This window comes from Posidoniimonas corsicana (assembly GCF_007859765.1).
GTDB classification, from domain to species: Bacteria; Planctomycetota; Planctomycetia; order Pirellulales; family Lacipirellulaceae; genus Posidoniimonas; species Posidoniimonas corsicana.
Genome location: NZ_SIHJ01000001.1, coordinates 586,641 through 611,378 on the forward strand (window position 1 = coordinate 586,641; position 24,738 = coordinate 611,378).

20 protein-coding genes are annotated in these 24,738 nt (G+C 67.3%); 7 read left to right on the plus strand and 13 right to left on the minus strand.

Annotated elements, in window-relative coordinates; translation table 11 throughout:
- Positions 1-24: 24 nt before the first annotated feature.
- From sufD to KOR34_RS02215, 3 genes are all read left to right on the plus strand, one after another.
- Positions 25-1,344, plus strand: a complete 1,320-nt coding sequence (gene sufD / locus KOR34_RS02205) for a Fe-S cluster assembly protein SufD (protein WP_146561814.1) — start codon at positions 25-27, stop codon at positions 1,342-1,344.
- Positions 1,345-1,352: 8 nt separating this feature from the next.
- A complete protein-coding gene (locus KOR34_RS02210) occupies positions 1,353-1,670 on the plus strand; it encodes a Rieske (2Fe-2S) protein (protein WP_146561816.1) in 318 nt (105 codons plus the stop codon).
- 410 nt (positions 1,671-2,080) lie between these two features.
- Complete coding sequence (locus KOR34_RS02215; protein WP_146561818.1) at positions 2,081-3,121, plus strand: family 43 glycosylhydrolase; 1,041 nt, start codon at positions 2,081-2,083, stop codon at positions 3,119-3,121.
- 10 nt (positions 3,122-3,131) lie between these two features.
- On the opposite strand, the gene KOR34_RS02220 is transcribed toward KOR34_RS02215, so the two are convergent.
- Positions 3,132-3,989, minus strand: coding sequence for an alpha/beta hydrolase (locus KOR34_RS02220; protein ID WP_146561820.1), 858 nt, complete (start codon positions 3,987-3,989; stop codon positions 3,132-3,134).
- Positions 3,990-4,129: 140 nt separating this feature from the next.
- Between KOR34_RS02220 and KOR34_RS02225 the strand changes: the two genes are divergently transcribed.
- The 4 genes from KOR34_RS02225 to KOR34_RS02240 all read left to right on the plus strand — a co-directional run bounded on the left by KOR34_RS02225 (position 4,130) and on the right by KOR34_RS02240 (position 7,126).
- On the plus strand, positions 4,130-4,447 hold the full coding sequence (locus KOR34_RS02225) for a metal-sulfur cluster assembly factor (protein WP_146561822.1): 318 nt from the start codon (positions 4,130-4,132) through the stop codon (positions 4,445-4,447).
- 86 nt (positions 4,448-4,533) lie between these two features.
- Positions 4,534-5,553 (plus strand): ATP-grasp domain-containing protein, encoded by a 1,020-nt coding sequence (locus KOR34_RS02230; protein WP_146561824.1) that lies wholly within the window; start codon positions 4,534-4,536, stop codon positions 5,551-5,553.
- Positions 5,550-6,572 (plus strand): hydantoinase/oxoprolinase family protein, encoded by a 1,023-nt coding sequence (locus tag KOR34_RS02235; protein ID WP_146561826.1) that lies wholly within the window; start codon positions 5,550-5,552, stop codon positions 6,570-6,572. Before KOR34_RS02230 ends, KOR34_RS02235 begins: the two co-directional genes overlap by 4 nt.
- On the plus strand, positions 6,569-7,126 hold the full coding sequence (locus KOR34_RS02240) for an amino acid kinase family protein (RefSeq protein ID WP_146561827.1): 558 nt from the start codon (positions 6,569-6,571) through the stop codon (positions 7,124-7,126). The genes KOR34_RS02235 and KOR34_RS02240 overlap by 4 nt, the downstream gene beginning before the upstream one ends.
- Here KOR34_RS02240 and KOR34_RS02245 read toward each other — a convergent pair.
- The 12 genes from KOR34_RS02245 to KOR34_RS02300 all read right to left on the minus strand — a co-directional run bounded on the left by KOR34_RS02245 (position 7,088) and on the right by KOR34_RS02300 (position 24,651).
- Positions 7,088-8,182 carry a S1C family serine protease gene (locus tag KOR34_RS02245; protein ID WP_146561829.1) on the minus strand — a complete coding sequence of 365 codons (1,095 nt, stop codon included), beginning with the start codon at positions 8,180-8,182 and terminating at the stop codon, positions 7,088-7,090. The genes KOR34_RS02240 and KOR34_RS02245 overlap by 39 nt on opposite strands.
- Positions 8,179-9,216 carry a S1C family serine protease gene (locus KOR34_RS02250; protein ID WP_146561831.1) on the minus strand — a complete coding sequence of 346 codons (1,038 nt, stop codon included), beginning with the start codon at positions 9,214-9,216 and terminating at the stop codon, positions 8,179-8,181. The genes KOR34_RS02245 and KOR34_RS02250 overlap by 4 nt, the downstream gene beginning before the upstream one ends.
- Positions 9,213-10,871, minus strand: coding sequence for a S1C family serine protease (locus tag KOR34_RS02255; protein WP_197531071.1), 1,659 nt, complete (start codon positions 10,869-10,871; stop codon positions 9,213-9,215). The genes KOR34_RS02250 and KOR34_RS02255 overlap by 4 nt, the downstream gene beginning before the upstream one ends.
- 10 nt (positions 10,872-10,881) lie before the next feature.
- Positions 10,882-12,150: an NPCBM/NEW2 domain-containing protein gene (locus KOR34_RS02260; RefSeq protein WP_146561835.1), complete on the minus strand. Its 1,269-nt coding sequence runs from the start codon at positions 12,148-12,150 to the stop codon at positions 10,882-10,884.
- Positions 12,147-13,136 (minus strand): hypothetical protein, encoded by a 990-nt coding sequence (locus KOR34_RS02265; protein WP_146561837.1) that lies wholly within the window; start codon positions 13,134-13,136, stop codon positions 12,147-12,149. The genes KOR34_RS02260 and KOR34_RS02265 overlap by 4 nt, the downstream gene beginning before the upstream one ends.
- Before the next feature lie 134 nt (positions 13,137-13,270).
- Positions 13,271-14,719: a hypothetical protein gene (locus KOR34_RS02270; RefSeq protein ID WP_146561838.1), complete on the minus strand. Its 1,449-nt coding sequence runs from the start codon at positions 14,717-14,719 to the stop codon at positions 13,271-13,273.
- Between the two features lie 23 nt (positions 14,720-14,742).
- Entirely contained in the window at positions 14,743-16,941 is a 2,199-nt protein-coding gene (locus tag KOR34_RS02275) for a DUF4175 domain-containing protein (protein WP_146561840.1), read from the minus strand.
- A 12-nt stretch (positions 16,942-16,953) separates the two neighbouring features.
- The gene (locus tag KOR34_RS02280) at positions 16,954-19,371 is read right to left on the minus strand and encodes a hypothetical protein (RefSeq protein ID WP_146561843.1); all 2,418 of its coding nucleotides are present in this window, start codon (positions 19,369-19,371) and stop codon (positions 16,954-16,956) included.
- Positions 19,371-21,545 (minus strand): BatA domain-containing protein, encoded by a 2,175-nt coding sequence (locus KOR34_RS02285; RefSeq protein WP_146561845.1) that lies wholly within the window; start codon positions 21,543-21,545, stop codon positions 19,371-19,373. Before KOR34_RS02285 ends, KOR34_RS02280 begins: the two co-directional genes overlap by 1 nt.
- 36 nt (positions 21,546-21,581) lie before the next feature.
- Entirely contained in the window at positions 21,582-22,520 is a 939-nt protein-coding gene (locus KOR34_RS02290) for a DUF58 domain-containing protein (protein ID WP_228714475.1), read from the minus strand.
- Positions 22,486-23,553 carry an AAA family ATPase gene (locus KOR34_RS02295; RefSeq protein ID WP_146561847.1) on the minus strand — a complete coding sequence of 356 codons (1,068 nt, stop codon included), beginning with the start codon at positions 23,551-23,553 and terminating at the stop codon, positions 22,486-22,488. Before KOR34_RS02295 ends, KOR34_RS02290 begins: the two co-directional genes overlap by 35 nt.
- 30 nt (positions 23,554-23,583) lie before the next feature.
- The gene (locus KOR34_RS02300; RefSeq protein ID WP_146561848.1) at positions 23,584-24,651 is read right to left on the minus strand and encodes a prenyltransferase/squalene oxidase repeat-containing protein; all 1,068 of its coding nucleotides are present in this window, start codon (positions 24,649-24,651) and stop codon (positions 23,584-23,586) included.
- Positions 24,652-24,738 lie beyond the last annotated feature (87 nt).

Consider the following 24,738-nt stretch of genomic DNA (forward strand, 5'->3'; position numbering starts at 1 on the left):
GCCAGCAATCAAACAAACGCCAGCATGACCGCTACGCTTTCTTCCCAGGGATACGACCAGGCAGCCTTCGATGAGCTGCTCGCCGGGCTCGACGAGCCGGGCTGGATGACCGACCGCCGCCGCGACGCCTTCCAGGCGTTTTGCGACACGCCGTGGCCCTCGTCGAAGGACGAGGAGTGGATGCGGACCGACATCCGGCTGTTCAAGCTCGACCAGTTCGCCAAGCCGGCCGATCCGGCCTCCAGCCCCGCCAACCCGGGCCTGCTGACCCAGGGCGTTGACTTGGGCGGCCACGTGCAGTCGGTCGACGGCGACCTCGTCAGCGAGGAGCTCTCGGACTCGCTGGCGGCCAAGGGCGTGCTGTTCGGCGGGATGCAGCGGATGATCGCCGAGCACGGCGACAAGCTCCGCCCGGCGATCGAGCGGGACATCGTCTGCCCGAAGTACGACCGCTTCGCGATGCTCAACGCGGCGTTCTGGACCTGCGGCGCCGTGCTGTACGTTCCCAAGGGCGTGGCGATTGAAGAGCCGCTGCACGCGTTGTCGGTGCTGGGCGCCGAGAAGTCGGCCGACCTCTCCCGCACGCTGGTCGTGCTGGAGGACGGCGCCGAGGCGACCCTGCTGGCCGAGACCGCCAGCGCCTCGCCCGACGCCGCCGGGCTGCACTGCGGCGCGATCGAGCTGATCGTCGGCGCCGGCGCCAAGCTGCGGTACGTCAACCTGCAGAACTGGAACAACAAGGTCTGGCACTTCGCCCACCAGAAGGCGGTGGTCGGCAAGCAGGGCCAGCTGCAATGGACCATCGGCGCGCTGGGCGCCAAGCTCGCCAAGGTGAACCAGCACGTGGCCCTCGAGGGCTCCGACGCCGAGGCGCAGGTCAACGGCGCCATGTTCACCCAGGGCCGCCAGCACCTGACCTACAACACGCACCAGCACCACGAGGCGCCCTACTGCCGCAGCGACCTGCTGTACAAGACCGCCCTGCAGGACAAGTCCCGCACCGTGTGGCGGGGCATGATCAAGGTCGACAAGCCGGCCCAGCGGACCGACGCCTACCAGCGCAACGACAACCTGATGCTGTCCGAGCACTCCCGCGCCGACTCGATCCCCGGCCTGGAGATCGAGGCCGACGACGTCCGCTGCACGCACGGCAGCACGTCGGGCAAGGTCGACGAGTCGCAGATCTTCTACGCCATGACCCGCGGCTACACCCGCAAGGAGGCCGTGCGGATGATCGTCAGCGGCTTCTTCCAGCAGATCTTCGACCGCATCACCATCGAGAGCGTCCGCGAGGCGCTCGGCGAGGCGATCGGCCAGCGCGTCCAAGACCTCAGCAACCAGTAGGCGCCGCGATGAGTTTCCACTCGGTTGGCTCGGTCGACGAGTTCCCGGACCCCTCGTCGACGCTGGTGGAGGTCGACGACCGCGCGGTGGCGCTGATCCACGCCGCGGGCCACTTCTACGCCATCGACGACGTCTGCACGCACGACGGCGGCCCGCTGTCCGACGGGCCGATCGACGCCGAGGCGAAGACCATCGCCTGCCCCCGCCACGGCGCCAAATTCGACCTCAAGAGCGGCGCCGCTCTGACCATGCCCGCCACCAAACCGACCGTCGCCCACGAGGTGAAGGTCGAGGATGGGCAGGTGCTGGTCAGGCTCTCCGACTGACGCCCCCAGGCCAGCCGGGAGATCGCGTACTCCCGCCCCCCGTCTGCCGGCGGCCAGCGTTTGTTGTGGAAAACGGCCGCGCCGCGCGATCTAATGGAGGCGCTGCTCTTGTGCCCCTAAAGTCACTCGTGGGTCGTCAGCGCTGGTGCGAGCGCTGAGAGAATCATTCAACGGCTACGGTGGTGTCCCAACCACCTGGCCTGATCGGACAAAACCCCCGCGGCCCCGCCAGAGGCGATTCGCGCAACGCTATACAAATACAACACTTGCGACCAAACCAGGCAGTGGTGCACCCCGAGTTTTGTCCCCTTCGCGCGTGCTTTTGGACAAAACAATCGGACAATACCCCTGCGGCGCCGCTGACGGCGAACCTCTGCTCAACACATCCTCTGGCCGCTGACAGATAGACCATGTTCAAGAATCTAATCAACTTGGCGAAGCGGGGGTTTGTTGGGCTGTGCCTTGTCCTGGCATGCTGGCCCGCTGCGGCAGCGGACGATGCTGCCGGCAAGGTCGCCGACAAGCCGCTCTTCCGCGACCCGGTGTTCGATGGCGCCGCGGACCCGTCGCTCGTTTTCAACCCAGAGACGGGCAAGTGGTGGATGTTCTACACCAACCGCCGCGCCACGGCTGAAGGGCTGCGCGGCGTGGAGTGGGTGCACGGGACGAAGATCGGCATCGCCGAGTCCGCCGACGGGGGCGCGACCTGGTCCTATGTCGGCGCCGCCGAGATCGACGTGCCGGTCGAGATCGCCAGCGGGGAGCCAACGTTCTGGGCGCCCGAGGTGACGCGCGTCGCCGAGGGGCAGTGGCGGATGTACCTGACGGTGGTGCCCGGCGTGTTCGCCGACTGGTCGCACCCGCGGCGGATCGTCGAGCTGCGCAGCGACGACCTCCTCCACTGGACCGACGCCAAGCCGCTGCCGCTGGCCAACGAGAAGGTCATCGACGCCACCGTGCTGCAGACGCCCAGCGGCAAGTGGCGCCTGTGGTACAACAACGAGCGCGACGGCAAATCGATCTGGCAGGCCAGCAGCGACGACCTGACCGAGTGGACCGACCGCGGCAAGGCCATCGGCCAGCGGGGCGAAGGGCCCAAGGTGTTCCGGTGGCGGGGCAAGTACTGGCTGGTGATGGACCTGTGGCGGGGCATCGGCGTGTTCCGCTCCGACGACGCCGACAACTGGGAGCAGCAGCCGACGCCGCTGCTGGCCGAGCCGGGCGTCGGCGAGGACGACCAGGTCATCGGTCAGCACCCGGACGTCGTGGTGAGCGGCGACCGCGCGTTCATGTTCTACTTCACCCACCCCGGCCGCCGCGGCCCGGACGCCCGGAAGGACACGGCCGAGCAACGCCGCAGCTCAATCCAGGTGGTGGAGCTGCACGAACGCGACGGCTGGCTCACCTGCGACCGCGACGCGCCGACGCACGTGCGGCTGTTAGCTGAGTGACGCCCCGTCCTCAGTTCTGATGAAAACCTTCGGTGACGAACGCCAGCACCTCTGGCAGCGCCGACCGCCAGTAGCTCCAGCGGTGGCCGCCGTCGCGCACGCGGTACTCGTGCGGGATGTTCCGCTTCCGCATCTCGATGTGCACGAGCGAGTTGCCCTCGTAGAGGAAGTCGTCGTCGCCGCAGTCGATGTACCAGCGGACGGCGTTGCGCTGTTCGTCGGGCATGTTCTTGATCAGCTCCAGGATGGAGTACTTCTTGAAGTGCTCCTCGATCTGCTCGGGCGAGGCCTCGGACCCTCCGCGCCGCTGCTTGAGCTCGTCGATGGAGAGCGGCCCGGCGTACGCGCTCAGCGGGCACGCGGAAGCAAACAGCTCCGGGTGACGCAGCGCGTAGATAAAGCTGCCATTGCCGCCCATCGAGAGCCCGGCCACGGCACGGTAGCGTTTTTGCCGCCGGATGCGGTACTTGGACTCCACGTGCGGCATCAGCTCCTCGATGAAGAAGTCCTCGTAGCGGAAGTCCTCGCTGATGTGGTTGGTGTAGCCGCGGTGGGTCTCGTTGGCGTTGGGCATCACGATCACCATCGGCGTCACGCGGCCGGCGTTGATCTCACGGTCGGCGAGGTGCAGGACCTCGCCAAACTGGACCCAGCCGGACTGGTCGTCGCCGGCGCCGTGCAGCAGGTACAGCACCGGGTAGCTCCGCTCGGAGCTGTCGTAGTCCGGGGGGAGGTAGACGGCGTACTTGCGGGTTTCGCCGAGGATCTCGCTCTCAAGCGACAGATCGTCCAGCACGCGGCCTGTCTGGGCCCAGGTGGGCGCGGCCGCCAGGGCGGTGAGAATTGCGTACAGGAGCGCCGCCTTCATGGTGTTCTAGCTCGCAGTCGGTGTGCTTGTGGGTGGACCGCCAGATCGGATAACACGATAATATACCGGAGAGTCACTCGCAAACTTTGGGGCCGCCGCCGCGGCCCCCGCCCACCTCTTGCCAGGTCAACCGCCCTCCCATGCCTATCGCCGAAGACGCCGTCCGGGAATCGCTCAAGCAGGTCATCGACCCCGAGCTGTTTGTCAACATCGTTGACCTCGGCCTGATCTACGAGGTCACGATCACCGAGGCCGAAAGCGGCAAGTCGGACGTCGCGATCGATATGACCATGACCAGCCCCGCCTGCCCGGCGGCGCCGCAGATCCTCAGCCAGTCCAAGGACGCGGTGGCCGGCGTCGAGGGCGTGGGCGAGGTCGACATCAAACTCGTGATGGAGCCCGCCTGGTCGCCGGACCGGATGACCGAGGACGCGCGGGATCAGCTCGGCATCTTCTAAGACCGAAATTGATCCGCAGGCACACGCGTGGGTCGGCGCGTCAGGACCGACGCCGATAAGGTCCGCTCAACAATCCGGGATGCCTAGTGCAGGTGCTGGTCTACGAATGGGTCTCCGGCGGCGGGCTGCTGGAGCACGACGGACCGCTTCCCCCCTCGCTGCTGCGCGAGGGTAGCTCGATGGCCAAGGCGGTGGCGGAGGACTTTGCCTGCCTGCCGGGCGCCGAGGTGCTGCTGCTGAGGGACAACCGCGCGATGGGGCTGGCCGCCAAGGGCTGCCGGATCCAAACGGTAGACAGCCCCGGCGAACGGGACGAGCTGCTGGAGCAGCAGTTCCACGAAGCCGACGCGGTGCTGCTGATCGCCCCGGAGACCGACGGCAGCCTGCTGCGGCTGTGCCAACACGCCGAGCAGGCCGGCGCCCGCCTGATTTCGCCGGGAAGCGCTTTTATCGAGATCGCCGGCGACAAGGGCCGCACCGCCGACCTGCTGGCGGCCGCCGGCGTCAGGGTGCCGGGCGGCGTGACCGTAGACGAGGGCGCCCTGCTGCCGTCCAACCACCCGTACCCCGCGGTGCTGAAGCCGATCGACGGCGCCGGCTCGGAAGACACCTACCTGATGTACGACAGCAGCGAGCACCCGCCCGACTACGCGTGGGCTCAGCGGCTGGAGCCGTTTGTCTCTGGCATGGCGGCCAGCGTCGCGGTGCTTCTTTCGGACGCGGGGCCGACGCCGCTCATGCCGTGCCGGCAACGCCTGTCGGCCGACGGCCGGTTCCGCTATCTAGGCGGATCGGCGCCCCTCGACCCCGGCCTCGCGGAACGGGCCGAGGCGATCAGCCTGCAAGCGATCGCCGCGATGCCCAAGACGCGTGGCTATGTGGGTCTGGACATTGTGCTCGGCGCCGATCCGTCTGGCGTCGAGGACCACGTGATCGAGATCAACCCCCGACTCACCACCTCGTACGCGGGACTCCGATTCGCAGCCACGAGCAGCCTCGCCCAGGCGATGCTCGACAGCGCCCGGGGCGAGCCGGTTCAGCTCGATTTCGACCAGCGGGCCATCATTTTCGATCCGGACGGCATCGTGAGCTACGTGGAGCCATGAGCACGGCAGGCGCGTGGCTTGGCCTCGACATCGGCGGCGCGAACCTTAAGGCCGCGAACACCAGCGGCTACGCCAAGCAGGTCGCGTTCCCACTGTGGCGGCAGCCGGAGTCGCTCGGCGACGCCGTCCGGCAGCTAGTGGACGCATCTCCCCGGTCGGAACGCCTGGCCGTGACAATGACCGGTGAGTTGGCTGACTGCTTCGCCAGCAAACCGGAGGGCGTCCGGGCGATCATCGACGCGGTTGAGCAGGCCGCGGGCGGTCGAGTGGCGCAGTACTACAACCTGCGAATCGGCGCCTTCGTCGACGCCGCCAAGGCGAAAGCCGACTGTGTGGGCGTCGCCGCCTCCAACTGGCATGCTCTGGCGGCCGCGTGCGGCAACTTCGTGGGGGCCCCCGGCGTGCTGATCGATGTCGGCTCGACGACGACTGATGTCGTGCGGTTCGACCGAGAGGGACCGACCACGCAGTCGATCACCGACACCGACCGGCTGCTGGCCGGCGAGTTGCTCTACCAGGGCGTTGGCCGTACCCCGGTCTGCGCGGTGGTGCGGTCGCTTCCGCTGCAGGGGCACGAGTGCCCTGTGGCCGCAGAACTGTTCGCCACCGTCGCCGACGCGGCCCGCTTGCTTGGGCGTGCCGAGGAGTCGGCCGACTGCGAAACGGCAGACGGCCGCCCCGCCACGCGGGCGTTTTCCGCCGCACGCCTGGCCAGAATGGTCTGCGCCGACGCCTCGGAGCTTTCACCCGACGAGATAACGGCGGTGGCGTCCCGCGTTGTGCATGCCTTGGAGCAGCACCTCGCCGACTGCCTTTCGCGGCGATTGCTGGAGGATCATGGATTGACCCAACAGGTCATCACGTCGGGCGCCGGTGAGTGGCTCGCTCGCTCCGCTTCGGAGAAAGTTGCTCCCGATACCCCTCTGCTTTCACTCTCCGCACTAATCGGCGACGCGCAGAGCGTTTGCGCGCCGGCGTGGGCGGTCGCTTTCCTCGCCGAACGCACGGAGCCGACTTGAACAAGCCCGTTCACGTCGTCAAAGTCGGCGGCAGCCTGCTCCGCGACGCCAGCGCTGCCAGCCGGCTCAAGCGGTGGGTCGGCGATGCGTGTGCAACCAATGACCTCCTCCTGATCGCAGGCGGAGGAATGCTGGTCGATCAGTTGCGAGAGCGGTGGGTCGCTGGCGAGATAGGCAGCATCGACGCGCACTGGGAAGCGATCGTGGCGATGGATCACAACAGTCGGTCGCTCGGACAGCAGCTGGACGTCCCTCTAGTCGATTCGCCCTTTGCCGAGCGGACGGGCACCGACTTCCTGCTGGTCAGCGACTTTCTGCGCGAGTTGGAACCCCGCCTGCCAGGAACTCACCTGCCGATCGGCTGGGAGGTCACCAGCGATTCGATCGCGGCAAGGATCGCCGGGCTGCTCGACGCGGGCCTGGTGCTCTTGAAGTCGGCTCCGCCGCCGGTCACGGGCGCCAATGCCCGAGCTCTTGCCGACGCCGGCTACGTCGACGAGTTCTTCCCAACGGCGTCAATCGGCTTGCGGGAGGTGCTCTTTCAGACCCTCTAGCAATGCCTCGGCTGGTTTCTTCTTCGGCTGGGGCAGCTCCGAGGGAGCGACCAGCTTGACAACAAGGGTATTCTCGTCGTCGCCACGCCGCGCAACCAACTCGACCTCATCACCGTCGTCGCGCGGCCCCATGGCGATACGGAACTGCTTCTGGTTGGCGACCGGAACGCCGCCCACCGAAGTGATCACGTCCCCTTTCTGGAGGCCGGCTGCGTCCGCCGGACCGCCTGGGAGCAGCGTGCGGATCGTTGGCGGCTCGAGGAATTCGTGCCCAGCGGTTAGCGCGAGACCGGCCCGACCTCGGTAGATGTCTTCGCCCGACTGCATCCTTGGGATCCGAGCGAGCACCGCCTCGAGCGGCGCTGCAAAGCCAATCCCCGAGTCGTACCACTCCGCGCCGCCGGTCTGGCCATCGACTTCGCCCGTCGGGATCAGGAGGCCAAGCACGCGCCCGCGCAGGTCGATCAGCAGGCCGCCGTAGTTCGCTGGCGAGACGGCCGCATCCGTTTGCACCGCGCGGCCCAGCCGCCGGCTGGCGGCGCTGACGATCCCCACCGAGAGGTTGGGGCTGCTCGCCTCGTACGCGGCGCCGACGCCGATGGCGGTCTCCCCAGGCTGGGGGTCGGTTCTTGGCTCAAGCGGCGGCGGCGCATGGGGCGCCTCCTCGGCAAGTCGGAGCAGGGCGGTCTGGCGGCTGTGGTCGATGCTGACCAGCGACGCCGATCGGGTGGCGCCCCCCGGCAGCGTAACGATCAGCACGTCGGGACGCCGCTGCAAGCCAAACGAGCTGGTGATCACCCACCGCCGATCCAGCAGCACCCCGGTCATGGTCCCCGCGGCCTCGCGTCCCAGCGCGCGGAAGTCGCCGATCGCCCTGGCTTGCACCAGCGCAGGCGCTACCTGAGCGACCGCGGCGTCGACCGCTTCAGCGTAAAGCTCGGCTAGCGACGGCTCGTTGCGTGCCGGAGTGCCTCCGCCTGCTAGGTTCTGGGCCTCGCCGCGGGCGGGCAGTGAAGCCAGGACCGCGCAGAGCACCAGCACAACGATTCGACTCATGGCGCCTCCTTGGCCGGGCGACCGCCAGGTTCGTTGGGCAGCACAACCTCGACAAGTTGACCGTCCCGTTCAATAGTGAGGCGTACCTCGGGACCGTCGCCCCGGAGCGCGAGCACGCGTAACGACTCGGTGACCGTCGCGGTGATCAGGTTCTCCACCATGACAACAAGGTCATCGGATTGGAGCCCCGCCGCGGCGGCGGGCGAGTTGGGACGCACCAGCTCGACGTACGGGGGCGTCCTCGCGGCGATGTTCTCCACCAGCGCGAAGCCCCAGCGGGGCAGGGGGCGCACTGGTTCGAGCGGCGCGTCGTCGGCGCCACGGAGCCGCTCGCCCTGCACAATCCGCTGCGCGCTAGCGGCGACCTGCGACGCGGGGATCGCGTAGTTGAGCCACCCCCCCGTGACGCGTCCCTGGACCTCGTTTCCGATGACCCCGACCGGGCGTCCTTCGTAGTCGGTTAGCAGGCCGCCGGCGGCGCCCGGGTTGCTCGTCACTGAGTCCACCACCAGGACCCGATCGGCCCCGCGTGGGGCCGCCACCCCGAAGGCAATCTCGCGGGGCGTCACCGCGGACAAGTGTGTCCGCATCACCGAGGCGGGCTCCGCGCCGGCCGCGATATTGAACATGTTGGAGAAGGCGAGCAGCGGCTCACCCGGGCGGGCGTCGCGGGGCTTGGTGAGGTCGACCGCCGCGAGCGACTCACCGGCTGGATCGAACTCTACCACCGCCAAACGCAGCAGCGGGTCGGCGCCGACCACCCGGCCCGAGAATCGGTCGCCACTCGCCAGCACCACGGTGACCTCGCCCTGCTCGAGGACCAGGCTATCGGCGGTCACGACCTGCCCCTGATCGCTGGCGATAAAGCCGGACTGATAGGCCTCGAGCCCCTGAATACCCCCAGCGCCGTACACCTTAACCAGGGATTGCTGGACCCTGTCTATCACCTGCTTTGGCGGCGGCTGCGCAGGCGCAGCACGCAGCACGGCTAGAGCCAACAGAAGCGTCACGCATGCCGACAGGGGGCTCCTCATGGCGCTTCCCCCGTCGTCGATAGCTTGACCTGCCGCAGGTTGAGCCAGGTCGATTCGCCGACCGACACGACCACCCGCTGCGCGCCAGGGCCTGGGCCGTCGGCGTCCTGCTCGAAACGCACAACGCACGGGTCGGACTCGTCATCGCCAAAATACTCTACTCGGGCAAGGCGAAGATCTTTGGGAACAAAGTAGAACTCGGCCCTGGCCCCGTTGTGGTTGGCGACGATGCACTCCATCGACTGCTCATCACCGCCTCGCGGCAATTGTCCCAGGTAATAGCAGTCCTGCAGGCCGTCCGGCCCCGCCGTGAGCAGCGTACGCCACAGCGACAGCGCTGCGAGCAGCCCGCCTGAGCCCGGCGGGTCCCGCTGGCCCGACAGGTCTTCGGTTGGATCGATCCAATACTCCCCCCGGTCGGACGCGAAACTCGCCCGGTCGGACGCCAGACGCATGACCACCGTGCCCCTCGTATCGTCCCGCCCGGACAGATTCCACGGCTGGTCGGTCGCCGCCTCGACCCGCTGCGGGCAGGCTTGCACGATCTGATCTCGACGCGTTCGATTAACGAGGTAGTTGGCGAACCCGGGCCGAGCCTCGTAGGCGTGTGCGACTGGCGGGTCGCCTGATAGCTTCGCGAGTTGCTCCTCGACAATGCTCTCCAGTCGACCGGGGGCGTGGGCCCGCTCGAGCCGCACCCGTGCTTCGAATGGCTCTTCGCCGGGCCGCCGGACGCGGACCGCCAGCCTGGAGCCCGGCGGGTAGGTGGCGATGATGTTCTGCACTTCGTTCGCGGAGCCAACGTCGCGGCCCGCAACCCGCAGGACCTGGTCGCCGTACCGTAGGCCGCGACGGAAGGCGTCGCTGTCGGAGTCGATCGCATCGATCACGACGCGTCTCCGGCCGAGGGTCCGCACCGTCAGCCCCAGCCTGGCGTGGTCGACCACCCGGCCGCTCTCCAGAGCAGAAACGAACCGCATCACCTGGTTGATGGAGATCGCGTACCCCACGCCCACGTTCACGCGTCCGCGTTTCTCAAACGACGCCCGACCGTTGACGCCGATCAGCTGGCCGCGTGCGTTGTACAGCGGCCCCCCTGAGTTTCCTGGGTTGATGGCGGCGTCGGTCTGCAAGCAGTCCGCGTACTCGAGGATGGTGTCGGCCGGGTACTGGTAGCGGTGCACTCCGGAAAGCACGCCGTGCGTCACTGTTGGCTGCAGGTCCTCAGCCAACAGGAACGGGTTGCCCACGACATACACCTCATCGCCGGCGGCCGCGGAGTCGCTGTCGCCGATCTCGGCAACCGGGTACTCACGATCATCGAGCAGGCGGATCAACGCGACATCTCCGGGCGGATCAAGCCCCAGCAGCACCGCCGGAACCACCGTTCCGTCGGGCAGGCCGCAGCTCATAAACGGCCCGCACGGCGCGACCACATGGAAGTTAGTCACCGCGAGTCCGTCAGACCGGATGATGACCCCCGAGCCGCCCCCCTCACCCTTGTTGTCGAACACGGCGATCGTGGCCGGCGTGACCTTGTCGACCGCCTGCACGCGACTGCGTTCGGCCTGGAGGAGTAGCGGGTGCAGTTCCGGCCCCGACGCACGCGTCAGCAGAGGCGTTGCGAAGAGCACCAGCGGTAGGAGGCGTTTCATCCACATAGCGTTACTTGGTGAAACGGGCGTTGCCGAGGTGGAGGTTGTCTCCGGCGTCGGCGTTGCCGCCGTAGTCAACCACAAGCGTCACCGCCCCTACGCCCGCTATAGGTAGCTGGAGTTCAATCGGCGGATCGCCCGATCGAAATCCCTGCGTGAATACCTCCCGCCCATCGGCCAGGACTTTCAGCACCGCGTTGCTGCGGACGCGGGGCGCCGGGTCGAGGCCCGCGGTTGCACGGAGCCACGAGAACCCCGCCGGTACGGCGTAGGAGACCTCCCCACGGCTGCGGATAGCGATCCCCTTGGCGAACGTGAGGAGATCGCCGTTGGGGCCACGCAGTGTGATCGGCTTCCCGGAGTACGAGCTGTCGCGACGCACGCGGCCCCATTCCTCCAGCAGGCCGAGGTCGCCTGGCGGCTGGAAGAACGGCGTCCACTCAGCCGACATGGGCTCCAGGTCACTCAGGGAACGAACCCCACCACGTGAGTAGTCGATCGCGTCCACTTCGTCGATCGGGGCCGACAGTTCGGCGCCTTCAGGGAGTTCAACACGCAGCCGCGTTTCGCGCAGTTCAACGCGGGTGGCGTGCAGCTCGCCCCGCCTCGCGATCACACGGACCAGCCGCGGGTCTTCCTGGGCTTGGGGTCGGAAGCAGACCACGCCATACACGCGTCTGCGGTCGACGCTGATCAACTCGCCATCCAGGTCGACAGCAACCGACTCGTCGGAGATTGCGGTGACGATCCCCTCCACTGAATCGAGCGTTGCGCCGTCGCGGCGTTTTACAACAATTAGGTCGGCGGTCGCATCGGTCTGGCGGATGCGTCCCCACTGCTCACGCAGGTCTGGCGATCCCACCTGAAAAACGATCGAGGCCACCTGCTCAAAGTCAGTTCGAAGCGGCTGCCCGCCTTGGGTGGACAGCGGTGGGGTCAGGGCTGCGGTGACCTCGCCGTTAGCGAGCGTCACTCCTGCGGTAGGTAGACGCGAACCGTTGACGAGTTCGATGCATCCGATGCCCTCGTCCGCGAGCGAATTCTGAGAGACTGAAAACCGAAGCCAGTGGGCATCGTCGACCGGAATGCTGCGAGTCGAGGAAGCGGTGCGCAGCTCAACCGTATCTGGAGTGAGCGTCAGCAGTTCGCCTTCGAACTGCTGACCACCTAGGGTCAAGAGCGCGCCGTCAGGGCCTGCCCCTGCCGCAACCGCCAGCGGGAACCAAGCAAGCACGGCCAACGCTGCGGTCCGCCTGCCCGTCGTAGTGAACCGGCTCAACGCTCGCCCTCCTGCTCTGGTGCGGTGGCGAGCGAGCGGAAGTAGTCTTCGATAACCTCGCGGTAATGCGCCGGGAAGTCCCGGACGATCTGCTGCGCGACTCGCTCACGCTCGGCCGGCGGCAGGGATCCCCATTCACCGCCCGACGGAAGGTCTCGATCATCAACCTCGCCGGCGCCCTTCAAATCGGCAGGGCGGCTGTCCTGCATGGGCTGAGCAGATCCCCCGCGGCCCCCTTGCGCGATCTGTTGCTGTTGTTGCTGCTGCTGTTGCTCTTTTCGCTGCTGCTCGATCTCGTCGATCATCTTGTCGAGGGAATCGATGACCTGCTGCTGAAGCGTCTGATTAGGCTCACCCGCCTGGCCAAGGCTGAGCCTCCGGCTAACGTCGTTCATTTGATGCGTGATGTGCGTGAGCGTCCCATCTTTGTGGGCCTGTGCATCGCGTTGGATCAGCTCGGCGAGTTCACGCACGCGCCGACTGGTGGTGCGTCGCAGAGCGAGCAGGGCGTCCGCGGCGTCCCCCGCCTGGGGCATGCGGACGAGTTGATGGTTCGCCACGGCCGCGTAGTGCCAGTACAGCTCGGGTGAGTTCGATTCGGCCGGATCAGCAACCTCGAGCCACGCCAAGCACTCTTCGTACCGACGGGCGGCGAGGTGCTCCGCAGCAACCCGCAGAGCGATATCGCTCCTTGGCGCCCCCACCAGCGGATCGCCGCTAAGGACGGTCTCGATCGTGCTTGGAGGGTCCCCCGCGTCGACCGCATCCAGCAATCGGGCCACGCGCTCGTCTTGGGGCGCTAGCTTGCGTAGGCGGGCGTCAAGTTGTTCGAGCGAGTCCGACCGCTTCTCCGCTTGTGCCGGCTCGGCCTGCGTTGAAGCAATTGGCGCGTCGTCGACCGCCGATAATGCGGGCGATGCGGCGATGAGGACCCCAAGCAGGCCCCAACAGAAGGGGCGCGGGGATCGTGCTCTGGGAAACGCCATAGTCAACCTCTTCCTCCTCCCGCGCCTGCAGACCTTATTATCGGCTATCTCTACAGAAGCGACAACGCGAATCTGGTTCGGAAAACAGCCATTCGGCGGTGCCTGATGGCTGTATTGGGGGTCGGGATCCGCAATCATTGCTGCGAGAGTCGCAAAGCCGCTTCGACGGCCCGCTCTTGTCGCTCGGAGAGGTCGTCGAGCATCTGGCGGAAATCCTCCTCCGCGATCTGCTCGCCTTTCCGCGATTCCTGCAGCCGACGCGTGCGTTTCAGCACCCTGACCTGCAGCGAGCGGATCATCCTCAGCTCGGCAAGCTGGTCGACAAGCGGCGGCTCTTGCATCGCCCCTCCGCCGCCCCCCGACTGTTGCTGTTCCTGCTGATCTTTGTTCGCCATTTCTGCAAGCTGAGAGTCGAGCGCGGCGATTGCCTCGTCCAGGGCGTCGACGATGTCCTGCTCGATCGCCTGGGTGAGCGAGCCACACTTGCTGCCCATGAGCCGCCCGGACACAGAGGTCATGTCTTCGCGGACCTGATCCAGCACCTCGACGAACGCCACACTGCTGCCCTCTTCGGACAGCAGCCGCAATGCACCGTCCACAATGGACGCGGCCTCATCCTGGCGCTTGGCGAGCCCTGCCGACGCCGACCTTTTCTGCGGGCTGACGGCGTCCCCGTGCAGCTCCTGCACCTCAACAGTGAGACGGTTAATCTCGGTCTGCTCCGAGAGCACGCGACGCAGCCGCGCGGCCAGCCTCGTGAGGGTCCGCATCGCCTCTTCTTCCCGAGTCTGCCGGAGCGCCTCCTCAAGCTCGGCACGGGTCTCCTCGAGCTGCCGCTGGGCCTCGGTTTGCGCGTCGGCGGCGCCCTGGGAATCTCCTTCACCCATCTGGCCAGACGCCTTCTTCATCGCCGACCGGGCATCGGACAAGCGCTGCCCGGCTCTTTGCTTCGCCGCTTGGCCCTGGTCGCTGGGCTCGCCCGAAGGCTGCTGCGGGGTCTGGCCGTCACCCGCGGACGGGTCGGACTTCTTGATCAGCTCATCCAGGCTTTGCTCGACGCCCTCGGCGCGTTTCTCGAGCGCGTTCTGCGGCTCTACTCCACCACTGGGGTCTTCGCTGTCGAGCGTCTCGCTGCGGAGCGCGTTCTGCTCGCGGATTAACTTGCCGACGTCCTGGATCGCCTGCTTGAGCTGCTTGCGTTCCGCCTCAAGACGCGCCTCGCGGGGGTCGGCCAGCAGCAAGCCGAGTAGCGTCTCAAGGTTGTCCGCTAGCTGGCCCTGATCGCGCTGCGCGGCGGCGTAGCGTTCCTGCTCGAGGAGCGTGACAATCGCCTCAAACCGGTCGCGGAGCGCCAGGTCCCTGCTCTTGCCGATCGCGTCCCGCAGCTGCTGCGCCCGATCGGGGTTGTCCGACTCCACAAACTCGGCGATGCGGACCGCGAGCGACTCGAGCCTCGCGAACTTCTCTTGCAGCTGCGCCTGCTCGACCGACAGGTCGGCGGGCTGTGCGAGGCCAACCGCGGGCACAAGCCAGCCGACGGCGGCTAGCAGGCAGGCTGGTAGAGTACCTCGTTTAGCGTGCATAGCAGGTTCCCAAGGCTGGGGGATCAGTCCAGCAGTAGCCCCTTGAGCGATGACTTGCGGGCGTCGCCCGTTTTTTCTGACAGGTCACGCTGATCGTCGATGATCCCACGCAGCAGTGCCAGCACTTCATTATAGGTTTCGACGGCCTTCATCTCGTTGAGCGCGGACTCCATCTCCGCTACGGTCGAGCGGAGCTTCGCACTGGCCTCCTCGGGCAGCGCCGGTTCGCCGGGCCGGTCGTCCAACGACTTGGCGGCCAATCGGGCCTGCCCTTCAAGTTCGGGCAGGCTGCGCTGGGAGATATTGTCGAGCGGGCGGACGATCCGCACGTCGATCCGTTCCTTGAGGTCGTCGTTCTGGATGCGGTTGTTGTCGAGCTCTTCGAGGATCCCCCTGAACCCTTCGCCGGCGCCGGCTACATCATGCTTGAGCTTGCTGAGCTGCTCAACGAGCCGCGACATGCTGAGGCGCCTCCGCCGAGCAAGCTCGTCGGCCGCGACGCCGTCGGGGGCGTCGTCCATGCGGGCGGCGTTGAGCTCGGCGGACCGCGCCTCGTCGTAGGTCTGTTCGAAGGTGCGGCGGAGGTTGACCTCGCGTTCCTCCAGGCGCGCGACCAGGTCTTCGGGCGTGACAACCGTGAAGGTCTCGGTTTGGCTTGTGCTCACGTGCGGCCGCGCCTCTGGGTCTGCCGACGACCGGTAGAGGTCCTCGGCTGACACCTGCAGCTGCAGCCGCTCACCGGGCTCGGGGCGGGGCAGGCGCGCCGCCGGATCCGACCGCAGCGCGAGGAGGTCAACCGAGGGAGACGCCGTCAACTCGTCCCCAACGTCGCCCACCGGGAGTTGGATCGGGAGTTCCCAGTCACCGATCGTTAACGTCAGGGTGGCGGCGCCGAGGCCGTGGTCGTCGTCGATGGCGATGTCGGTCGGCAGGATTGCGTCGGGGGTGATCACGCGTCCCACCCCGTTTACGGCGAACTCGATCGACGGGGGTGTGTCCGCCTGCACGCGGAGCGGGAACCGGTAGGCAGGCTGGCTGTCGATTCCGTCCTGGTCGAGCAGCGTGATCTCGACGCCGCCCCCGTCAACCACAGGCGGGACCATGAGCGTGAACCGCCGACCGTCGGCCGCTATGTCCGCGGTCAGCCGGGTGGACACGTCTCCTCGTGTTAGCGTTGCGGCGACCTTGCGCAGCGGCTTATTGCACTGCGCTTGGAACGTCAGCGCCGCCCCCTCGGGGACCTGATCGACCGCGTCCGCGGGCGCCGTGTAGGGCCGGTCGCTCGTGTAGGAAGGAGGCCTGACCTCAACGTCCACAGAGGTGACCGTGGGGCGGGGCGTCACTACCAGCAGCAACGGCCCTAGCCGGGCGTCCCCGCCGTAGAGTCGAACCTCCAGGTCCTGACGCAGGCGATCGATCTTCATCCGGTAAGCCTGGTGCGCGTCTGGGCCGCCGGTCGGCTCGCCGATCGCTGCGAGCTGCCGACGGCTGCGGGCGCCGTCCTGCTGACGCAGTCGGGCCTGCACCTCGGTCGGCGCGACGTGCCCCCCCGTGAAGTCGGCGCGGACATTAAGCTCCAGCGGGGTGTCCCGCGGAACCCGCCACACCAACCGCCCGTTGTCATCCGGCGTAAACTGCTCGGCCACCAGCACTACCTGACGCGGCCACAGCTCGCTCGATAAGGCCAGACGCCGCAAGTAGACACCGGACGCATCGGGCGCAAGGGCGAGGCCAGCCACCAGCGTCAGCAGAATCGCCGCGGCGCCCCAGAACCAGGGCCGGAGCCGACGCGTGTCGACCACCTCGGGCTCCTCGTGCTCCAGCAACACTTGCTCGGCCCGTCTCTCGGCCGCCTGCACAAGAACACGGTGAGAGGGATCGGGGTCGTGGGGGTCCGCATGCAGCGCCGTTAGCAGCGACTCGCCCAGCTCCGGGTGGCGTCGCTCGATCCAGGCAGCGATCACGGAGTCCGGAAGCCTCGTCAGCAGCGCTGAGAGCGAGTGCCGCCAGAGCCAGCGTAGCACGAGGGCGCCGGCGAGTGCGAACACGGCGGCCCGGACCCACCACGGCGGTTCGAGCAACCGGTCTACCGCCAGCCACGCCCACACAAACCCACCGACCGCCACGGTGGTGCGGGCCGCGGTCTCACCTGCCAACGCGAAACGCACACGGCTGCGGACCGTGTCGAGCGCGTATCGGATAAGATTGTGGTGGTGCGGCATAGTAGAGTCTTGTTAGGCGAGCCCAAGCACGCGGCGGGTGGCCCATTCTAGCAAGAGGCAACCAGCAATAAGGCCCAGCAGCCATCGAGCCGCCATCTTGGAAAACTGCTCGTCCGGCGCGCCGTAAACAATCATGGTCTCGCTGCGAGACACCAGCAGCTCTGCAAGCGGCGGAAGGTCATCGCCGCCCGACAGAACGGCTTCGGTGCTTGGGTAGTATCGCCCGCCGCTCTGCGCCGCGACCTCGGTCAGCAACGCCGTGTTCCGCTGCGTCCGCGACCGCTCCAGAGCAGGCACCAGGACCTGGGTTTTCGCGGTGAGCGGGTCGCCCACCGCTGCGATGTCGACGGTCGCGTGGTAGGCGCCCTCTCGGTCGGCCCGCAGCGAACCGGTCCAGATATGCGGGGCGGCCCCACTGTTGCTGAGCGGAACGGATTGCACACTGGCGTCAGGGAGCTCCAGGCGGGCAGTGAGCGACCCTTGATTCGCGATTTCTGACGCGGCGGAGTCTGTCAGCGTGGCGCGCAGAGTTAGGGTCTCGCCGACGTTGTAACGATCCCGTTCGAACAACAGGCTACCGGCCGGTGAATCGGCCAGGAGCCGCCCCTGCGACAGGTGCTGCAGCAGCTTGGTGTAGAAGGCTCTCATAGCCGCCGTCGACTCGGTTCGCAGCCGCCAGACCTCCGGCGCCCCAATATAGAAGCAACGGCCCGCGCCGAAAAACTGCTCCGCGAAGACCACCAGCGGCTTGTCGGTCGCTGCCTCGTTGGACGCCGCCTCGGCGTAGACAACGGCGCCCGGCTTAACGGCGTCGACCTCCGCTGTCGTGTAGAAGCCCGGCAGCTGGTCCTCCCAGAACGCGGTGCTGGCCTGCTGATCGCCCAGCACCCACAGCGGCGGCGCCTGCTCGCCGGCTCGGGTGAGCTCGATCCTCGATGGAGTGGGCGAGCTTCGCTCGGTCGGCCCGAGCAGCAGCGGCGCGGCGGCCGGTCGAACCGGGAGCAGCGACAACACGCCCTGGGCGTCGCCGTCGCGGAGCCAGCGAGGAGTGTTCACGGGACCGGTTGCGAAGAGCATGCCGGCGCCCCGTTCCGCGATGCACCGTTCGATCGCGTCGATCGTCTGGCGGGGCACGCGAGTCCAGTCGGCGTCGAGGGCGACGAAGAGGTCGTACTCGCCGAGCTTCTCCTCGTCAGCGGGGATCTCGCGGAGCACGTTGTCAGCGTCCTGCACCGCTGCATTTGGCGCTGACTGAAGCCAGACATCCGCCGCGAACGAGTCGTCCCGGCGGAGCTGGTCGCGGAGGAAGTGGTAGTCCCGCGTCGGCCCGCCCGCCACGACCAGCACCTTCAATAGCCGGTCAACCACCTGCACCTCGGCGGTCGCGGAGTTGTCCTCCTCGTTGATTTCTCCCGCCAGCGGCCGAACGCTGACACGGTACACGTAGCTCCCCGGTTCTTCGGGTCTGGCGGTGAACTGCAGCGTCAGCGGTGCGTCTGGCGACAGAGACTCGATCGGCTGCGCGTCCAGCAGTTGCTCCGACGCGGCCGCCGCTGCGGCGGGTCGCACGAACAGGGAGGCCGAAGCGTTAGCCGCGTCGAACCCTTGCTGCTCGATCACCGCGGTCAGCTGGATCTCATCTTTCGGGTAAGCACGCCGCGGCGCAATCAAGTCACGCACGGCCAGGTTCTTGGCGACCGACTCGCTACCTGTGCCGATCGTGAAGATCGGCGTGCCCGCATCGCCAGCCACCGCGGACACCAGCTCCGGGCTCGCACCGGCGTTGTTCTGCCCGTCGGAGATCATCACTAACCCGGCCAGCGCCCTGCCCGCCGACACAGCCAGCCCCTGCTCAATCGCGTCACCGAGGCGCGATTCTGCGGCTCGTGGAGCGAGCATCGTCGCGAAGTCGGGCGGTTCTTCAGTCTGCTGACTAGCCTGAGCGTCGCCGCTCGCATCGAGGAGGGGAAGCACAACGCCGCCGCGCAGATCGCTGGAGGGCGCCACGTGGACCTCGTGCTCCGCGCGGAGCGTGTCGAGCAGCCCGCCGCCGAGCAGGGCTACGGCGGTCTCCGCTCGTGAGGCGTTTGCGGTCGACTCGCTCGAGTCCGACATCGACATGCTGAGACTGTTGTCGACAATCATCAGCACCCGCGACGGCTGCGTTTCTTCACGCGCGTCACGCTTTTCGGGCGCTAGCCCGTAAACAACCACCCCCACAACGGCCCCAAGCCGGAGCACCAGCAGCGGCAGGATGGCGGCCGGGGACAGCGACGCCCGCTCCCGCCAGTAGAATAGCGCGACCGCCGCAAGCAGCACCAGGCCCACGCAGGCGGCGGCCAACAAGGCACCAGGCTCATCCGACCAGGGGCCGAGCGTGGCGAACTCGTAGCGTGGCGCGGGGCCGCTGGTTGATTGCGCGAGGATCACTATGCAGCCCCCCCGCGGGATTCTTGGTGGTAGCTCGCCGCGACGCCTAACGCCTGCTCACCTAGCAGCAAGCCGACCACCAGCAGCGCAAGCAATGGGGGGATGGGGGAAGGGCCATCCTCACCCGACGAGGCAGACAGTGCGACAGCCGTTTCCACGGAAACGCCGACTCGCCCGAGCGCGTCCGCAAGCTCGCCGTCAGCGGGGAGTCGGAGATCGCCCTCGGCCGGGTCAACGTTTGCCGCCACAACAACGATCTCGTCGGCCGATCGGCCCGCGGGCTCAATCCGGTAGTAACCTGCCGCCGTCGGTCCTCCCCGCGTCGCGAACTCGTCGTGCGAGGCCTCTGTGACCAGCTCCGCGACGCCACGCTCTACCCGACTGATACGCACCCGAGGCCCACCGGAGTCGCCGCCCGTGGGCAGATTCCATGTCCCTCCCACTTCGAGCGGATCGGGGGATAGCCTCGGCTCCGCGAGGTGCGCCGCCAGCTCCAAAGCGAGCACCGGGAAAACCGGCAGGGTGCTCAGGTTCGACCAGCTCTCATCCTGACGCTGCTTCTGCCCGGCGGCTGTCAGCATCACCACGGCGCGGCCTTCGCCCAGCTGGCTCTCAACAACCAACGGCGCCCCGCTCGTGTGGCTCGCGATCACCCGAGCGCGGCCGCCGATATCGACGGGACTGCAGTTATGCAAGTAGTTGACAGCGACCAGGCTCAGGAAGGTGTTCCGATCTCCTGAAAAGACCCCGAACACGGGGTGCTCAGTGACCGTCATGTCGCCGCCCTCGCCTAGCGGCGGGCGCCCCTGCTTGAGCAGCTCGACCTTCGCGATCGCCTGGGGACGGTCTCCCAGGAGTTGTTGGTTGTAGAAGTCTCGGTCCGCGTTTTCACCCAATGACATGAACAGCCCGCCGCCGCCGCGGACGTATTCCACCAGAGCTGCGGCCGTTGTGTCGCTCAGCCTGGGAACGTCCAGCAGGAACACGGCCGCGTACTGCCCAAACGCCGTGGCGCCGCTAATCTTCTCGGCCGCCACAACCTCTGGCTGCCAACCGGTGTTTATCCGCGGATTCGGTCGCAGCGCGGCGGCGTACGGCACCCCTTCGCGGCCCTCAGGTGAACCGTCGACCAGCAGCACCTTCCGCTCAGGCGCCAAGTCGACACTGCAGTAACGCGCGTTGTCCTCCACAACCGCGTCGGCGTCCAATCGAGCGGTGACACGATGAGGGCCGGGGTCGCGGAAGAGCACCGAGAACTGCCGCTCGGCGGTTTGGCCCGCCTCGATCGCGCCGATCTCGATCGCCGGCGAGCTCCGACCATCGCGGGCGACCTGGACCAACACGTCCGTGGCTGTTCCGGGGCCGTGATTGGTGACCCGTACCCGCATCCTCAGCTCGACGCCGGCGGCCAGCGGGCCCGGCAGCGGCTCGAGGCTAGAAAGGGTCAGATTGGGGCTGTGCGTGGCGGCACAGGCGACCCAACGCACCTCGGCGCCGGCTTCCTGCAGACGCTCCACACGCTGGGCCGAGTCGTTGAGGGGCTCGACTTCACTCCGGCGCCCGTCGGTCACCACGTACACGATGCGGCGGGCGCCGGTTGGCGCCGCCTCGGTCAACTGAACAGCGCCGGCCATGGCTGGGGCAAGCGCAGCGGGTTGTTGGCTGGGCCGCCAGTCGGCGAGAAGCGCACGCAGACGGCCAATGTCTTGCTCGCCCTCGCCGAGCAGGGCCTCATCCGGCCCCGCATGGCTCGCGCGGAGCAGCGTCACCTGGTGCTGAGGGTGACTGGCTGCGAATTCCAGCACCCGGTCGACCGCCGCGACGGCGTCGCCCCACACGCTGCCGGCGCCGTGCTCGTCGGACATGGAGTAGCTATCGTCCAGGATGACGATATGGCTCACACGGCTGTCCGCCAGCGCGGCTAGAGTGAACTTTTTGAGCTGCGGCTTCGCCAGCGCGAACACCGCGGCCGCGATCACAAGCATCCGGACCGCTAGCAGCAGCCACTGCCGCAGATTGATCCAAGCCTTATTGATCCGCTCGCTCTCCAGCAGGAACTCCATCGCCGCCCACTGGATCGGCTTCTGCCGACGCAGGTTGAGCAGGTGGATCGCTAGCACGCCCGCCAAGAACGGGATGCCGAGCCACAGCAGCGAGGGAAAGGCGAAGGTCACGCGGAGCAGATCTGAGAATGTTTAGAGCGAGTCGGATCAGGACGGGGCGCCGGTCGGCGGCGAGGCACGGTCGCGCGAGCGGCTGCGCACCTGGCGGCGGGAGAGCAGGGCAGTGAGCACCGCATCGAACGGCGCGCTGGTCCGCACCAGCTGGTAGTCGGCGCGATTAGCGAGGCAGATACGGCGGGTCTCGTTTAGGAAGCGGTCCATCGCTTCCAGGTAGCCCTTCTGCAGCGCCCGCGGGTTGCAGGCCAGTTGCTGGGTCGACTCCAGCCCTTCGAACCTGGCCGCCCGGTTGAAGGGGAAGTCGAGCTCGTCGTCGTCGAGCAGGTGCAGGACGATCAGGTCGTGCCCCTTCAAGTGGAGCTGGCGTAGCCCACGGTCCAGTCCGGCGGGGTCGGTGAACAAGTCGCTGGTGAGCACCACCAGCCCCCGGCGTGGGAGCTGAGCGGCCGCCGCCGAAGCGGCCACGCCGATGTCCGATTCTCGGCCGCCGGGTTCGCTCCGCAGCAGGTCAGCAACGGCGGTCAGGTGCCCCTTGTTGGAACGCTGCGGGACCTGGCCGGTAACTCCTGCTGCGAACGTGATGCAGCCAACCGCGTCGTTCTGTCGCAACAGCAGGTAGGCTAAGGCGCTGGTCAGCGTGGCCGCGTACTCATGCTTGGAAAGCGGCCCACCGCCGTACGCCATGCTGGCCGACTGGTCGACCAGCATCGTCGCGCGGAGGTTGGTGTCCTCCTCGTACTGCTTGACATACAACCGGTCCTGACGCGCCCAGACCTTCCAGTCGACGTGGCGCAGGTCGTCGCCGCGTGTGTACTGGCGGTGCTCGCGGAACTCGAGCGACTGCCCGAAGTACGGGCTGCGGTGCAGGCCGCTCAGGAATCCTTCGACGACGTACCGCGCGCGGACCTCTAGTCGTCCAACGCGGCGGACGACGTCAGGAAGCAAGGACGCCGCGGAATCTTGGGTCATCGGAGAGCCTGTCCGGGTGGGTGGAGGTGTTCTTGATCAGGTCGGCGACCACGTCGTCGGGGGTGACCCCCTCGCTCTCGGCCGCGAAGTCCAGCATTAGGCGGTGCCGCAGCACCGGCGCGGCCAGCGCCTGGATGTCCTCCACCGAGACGCACGGCCTCCCCGCCATCAGGCAGCGGGCCTTTCCGCCCAGAATGAGGTACTGCACCGCCCGAGGCCCGGCGCCCCAAGACAACGTGCGTCGACAGAATTCGGTCACCTCCGGCTCGCCGACACGTGTGCCGCGAACCAGGGCCACGGCGTAGCGGGTCACGTGATCGCTCACCGGAACGCTGCGAACCAGGTCCTGAAGGCTAGAGATCTCTTCGGGCGAGAGCACGGCCTGCACCTCGCCCGCGGCGCCGCGGGTGGTGCGCTGAGCGACCTCTACTTCTTCGTCGAAGCTGGGGTACCGGACGAGCGCCTTGATCATGAAGCGGTCTTGCTGCGCCTCGGGGAGCGGGTAGGTGCCCTCCTGCTCGATGGGGTTCTGCGTGGCGAGCACAAAGAACGGCTCTCCGATCAGGTGCCGCATACGGCCGATCGTGACCTGCTTCTCCTGCATCGCCTCGAGCAACGCGGCCTGGGTCTTGGGGGGCGTGCGGTTGATCTCGTCGGCCAGCACCACGTTGGTGAATATAGGCCCCGGGATGAACCGCATCTCACGGGCGCCGGTCGATTTGTTTTCCTCGATCACCTCGGTGCCGGTGATGTCGGCCGGCATCAGGTCGGGCGTGAACTGGATGCGGCTGAACGTCAGGTTCAGGCTCTTGGCGAGCGTGCTCACCAGCAGCGTCTTGGCGAGCCCCGGCGCCCCCTCCAGCAGGCAGTGCCCGCGGCTGAACAGCGAGATCAACAGCAGCTCGGTCACCTCCTCCTGCCCCACAATCACCTGCCGGAGCTGGGTGCGGATCGCCTCGGTGGCTGCGCGCATCCGCTCCACAATCTCTTCGCTTGGCGGCGGGTCGCTGTGGGGATCATGTTCGTCGGCCATGCTCGGTTCCGGGTTGCGTGTCTGGACTGCTTAGCGTTGGTAGATTGGCAGCGCCGCGTTCTCTTGCTGCAGGATGATCAGGTTGAGCGCTGTTGTGTAGACGTTTCCAATGTAGCCCTGGCCCCAGGTGACGCCCTGGCCGGCGGGGGTCTGCACGCGGCTCGCCTCGCGGATCAGCTTGGCGGCGGTCGCCTTGCGGTAGTTCTCCCAGGTCTCGCCGCCCTCGCGGTACTGCACCTGCGAGTAGTAGAAGTGGGCGTAGTGCCAGTGGCCGTAGTTGCTCTGGTTGTGCGCGTCGAGGTGCCGGCGGCAGTACTCCCGCATGCGGGGGACGAACTCGTCGTCGTACTCGCCCGCGTTGTACAGGCACGCGATCGCCGCGGCCGTGATTGCCGGTCGGCCGCCGCCCCCCTTCGAGCTGTACTGTACGCCGCCGTCCTTGAGCGTGCAGTTGTGGATGTACTCAACCGCCTTGTCGATCACCACCTTGGGCACCGGGATGCCCGCGTTGCGGCAGCCGCGGAGCCCCTGTACCTGGGTAATGGTGGTGGATCCCTCATCGAAACCAGACTGGTCTTTCGCGCTGACGTACCCCCAACCGCCCGCGGCGGTCTGGGCCTCGCCGGTGAATTCGACCGCCTTGGTGAGCACGCGAATGAGTTCTTGCTGTCGCTGGTAGTCCTCTTCCTCCCCCAGCACCTGGGAGAGGAACAGCATCGAGAAACCGTGACCGTAGGTGTAGCGGTCGTCTCGCAGCGGGTCGCCAATCAGGCCGTTGGGGCGCGCCTGCCGGACGAGGTAATCGACCGCGCTGCGGACGTTCTCGGAGTAGGTGCCCTGGGTCGGCGTCGATCCCTCGCACAGGAATGCCAGCCCCGACAGCGCGGTCATCGCGGCAGGGTAGCGGCCCTGGGCGGTCCAGTGCCCCAGCCGGTGCTGCTGAGACGCCAACCACAGCAGTCCCTGGTCGATCACCTCGTCCGCCCGGGCGTCCGGGGTTTGAGCTCGGCAGCTGCTGCGATCACTACCCAGGGCTGCTAGGCAGGTCGCTGTAACCAAGACTAGCGAGAGGTTGAGTCGCTGTGGCGAGAGTGGCATGAATCCGTCCAGGCACGCGTGGAGGGGCAACGGCAGGGGTTTCCTTTCGCTTCTCTCATTGTAGGCCCCTCCCGCGGAGTGTCCTAA

Bases quoted from the DNA above. Each gene is read 5' to 3' on its own strand.
- sufD (WP_146561814.1), top strand. From the start codon at position 25: ATGACCGCTACGCTTTCTTCCCAGGGATACGACCAGGCAGCCTTCGAT.
- KOR34_RS02210 (WP_146561816.1), top strand. From the start codon at position 1,353: ATGAGTTTCCACTCGGTTGGCTCGGTCGACGAGTTCCCGGACCCCTCG.
- KOR34_RS02215 (WP_146561818.1), top strand. From the start codon at position 2,081: ATGTTCAAGAATCTAATCAACTTGGCGAAGCGGGGGTTTGTTGGGCTG.
- KOR34_RS02220 (WP_146561820.1), bottom strand. From the start codon at position 3,989: ATGAAGGCGGCGCTCCTGTACGCAATTCTCACCGCCCTGGCGGCCGCG.
- KOR34_RS02225 (WP_146561822.1), top strand. From the start codon at position 4,130: ATGCCTATCGCCGAAGACGCCGTCCGGGAATCGCTCAAGCAGGTCATC.
- KOR34_RS02235 (WP_146561826.1), top strand. From the start codon at position 5,550: ATGAGCACGGCAGGCGCGTGGCTTGGCCTCGACATCGGCGGCGCGAAC.
- KOR34_RS02245 (WP_146561829.1), bottom strand. From the start codon at position 8,182: ATGAGTCGAATCGTTGTGCTGGTGCTCTGCGCGGTCCTGGCTTCACTG.
- KOR34_RS02250 (WP_146561831.1), bottom strand. From the start codon at position 9,216: ATGAGGAGCCCCCTGTCGGCATGCGTGACGCTTCTGTTGGCTCTAGCC.
- KOR34_RS02255 (WP_197531071.1), bottom strand. From the start codon at position 10,871: ATGAAACGCCTCCTACCGCTGGTGCTCTTCGCAACGCCTCTGCTGACG.
- KOR34_RS02265 (WP_146561837.1), bottom strand. From the start codon at position 13,136: ATGGCGTTTCCCAGAGCACGATCCCCGCGCCCCTTCTGTTGGGGCCTG.
- KOR34_RS02270 (WP_146561838.1), bottom strand. From the start codon at position 14,719: ATGCACGCTAAACGAGGTACTCTACCAGCCTGCCTGCTAGCCGCCGTC.
- KOR34_RS02275 (WP_146561840.1), bottom strand. From the start codon at position 16,941: ATGCCGCACCACCACAATCTTATCCGATACGCGCTCGACACGGTCCGC.
- KOR34_RS02290 (WP_228714475.1), bottom strand. From the start codon at position 22,520: ATGACCCAAGATTCCGCGGCGTCCTTGCTTCCTGACGTCGTCCGCCGC.
- KOR34_RS02295 (WP_146561847.1), bottom strand. From the start codon at position 23,553: ATGGCCGACGAACATGATCCCCACAGCGACCCGCCGCCAAGCGAAGAG.
- KOR34_RS02300 (WP_146561848.1), bottom strand. From the start codon at position 24,651: ATGCCACTCTCGCCACAGCGACTCAACCTCTCGCTAGTCTTGGTTACA.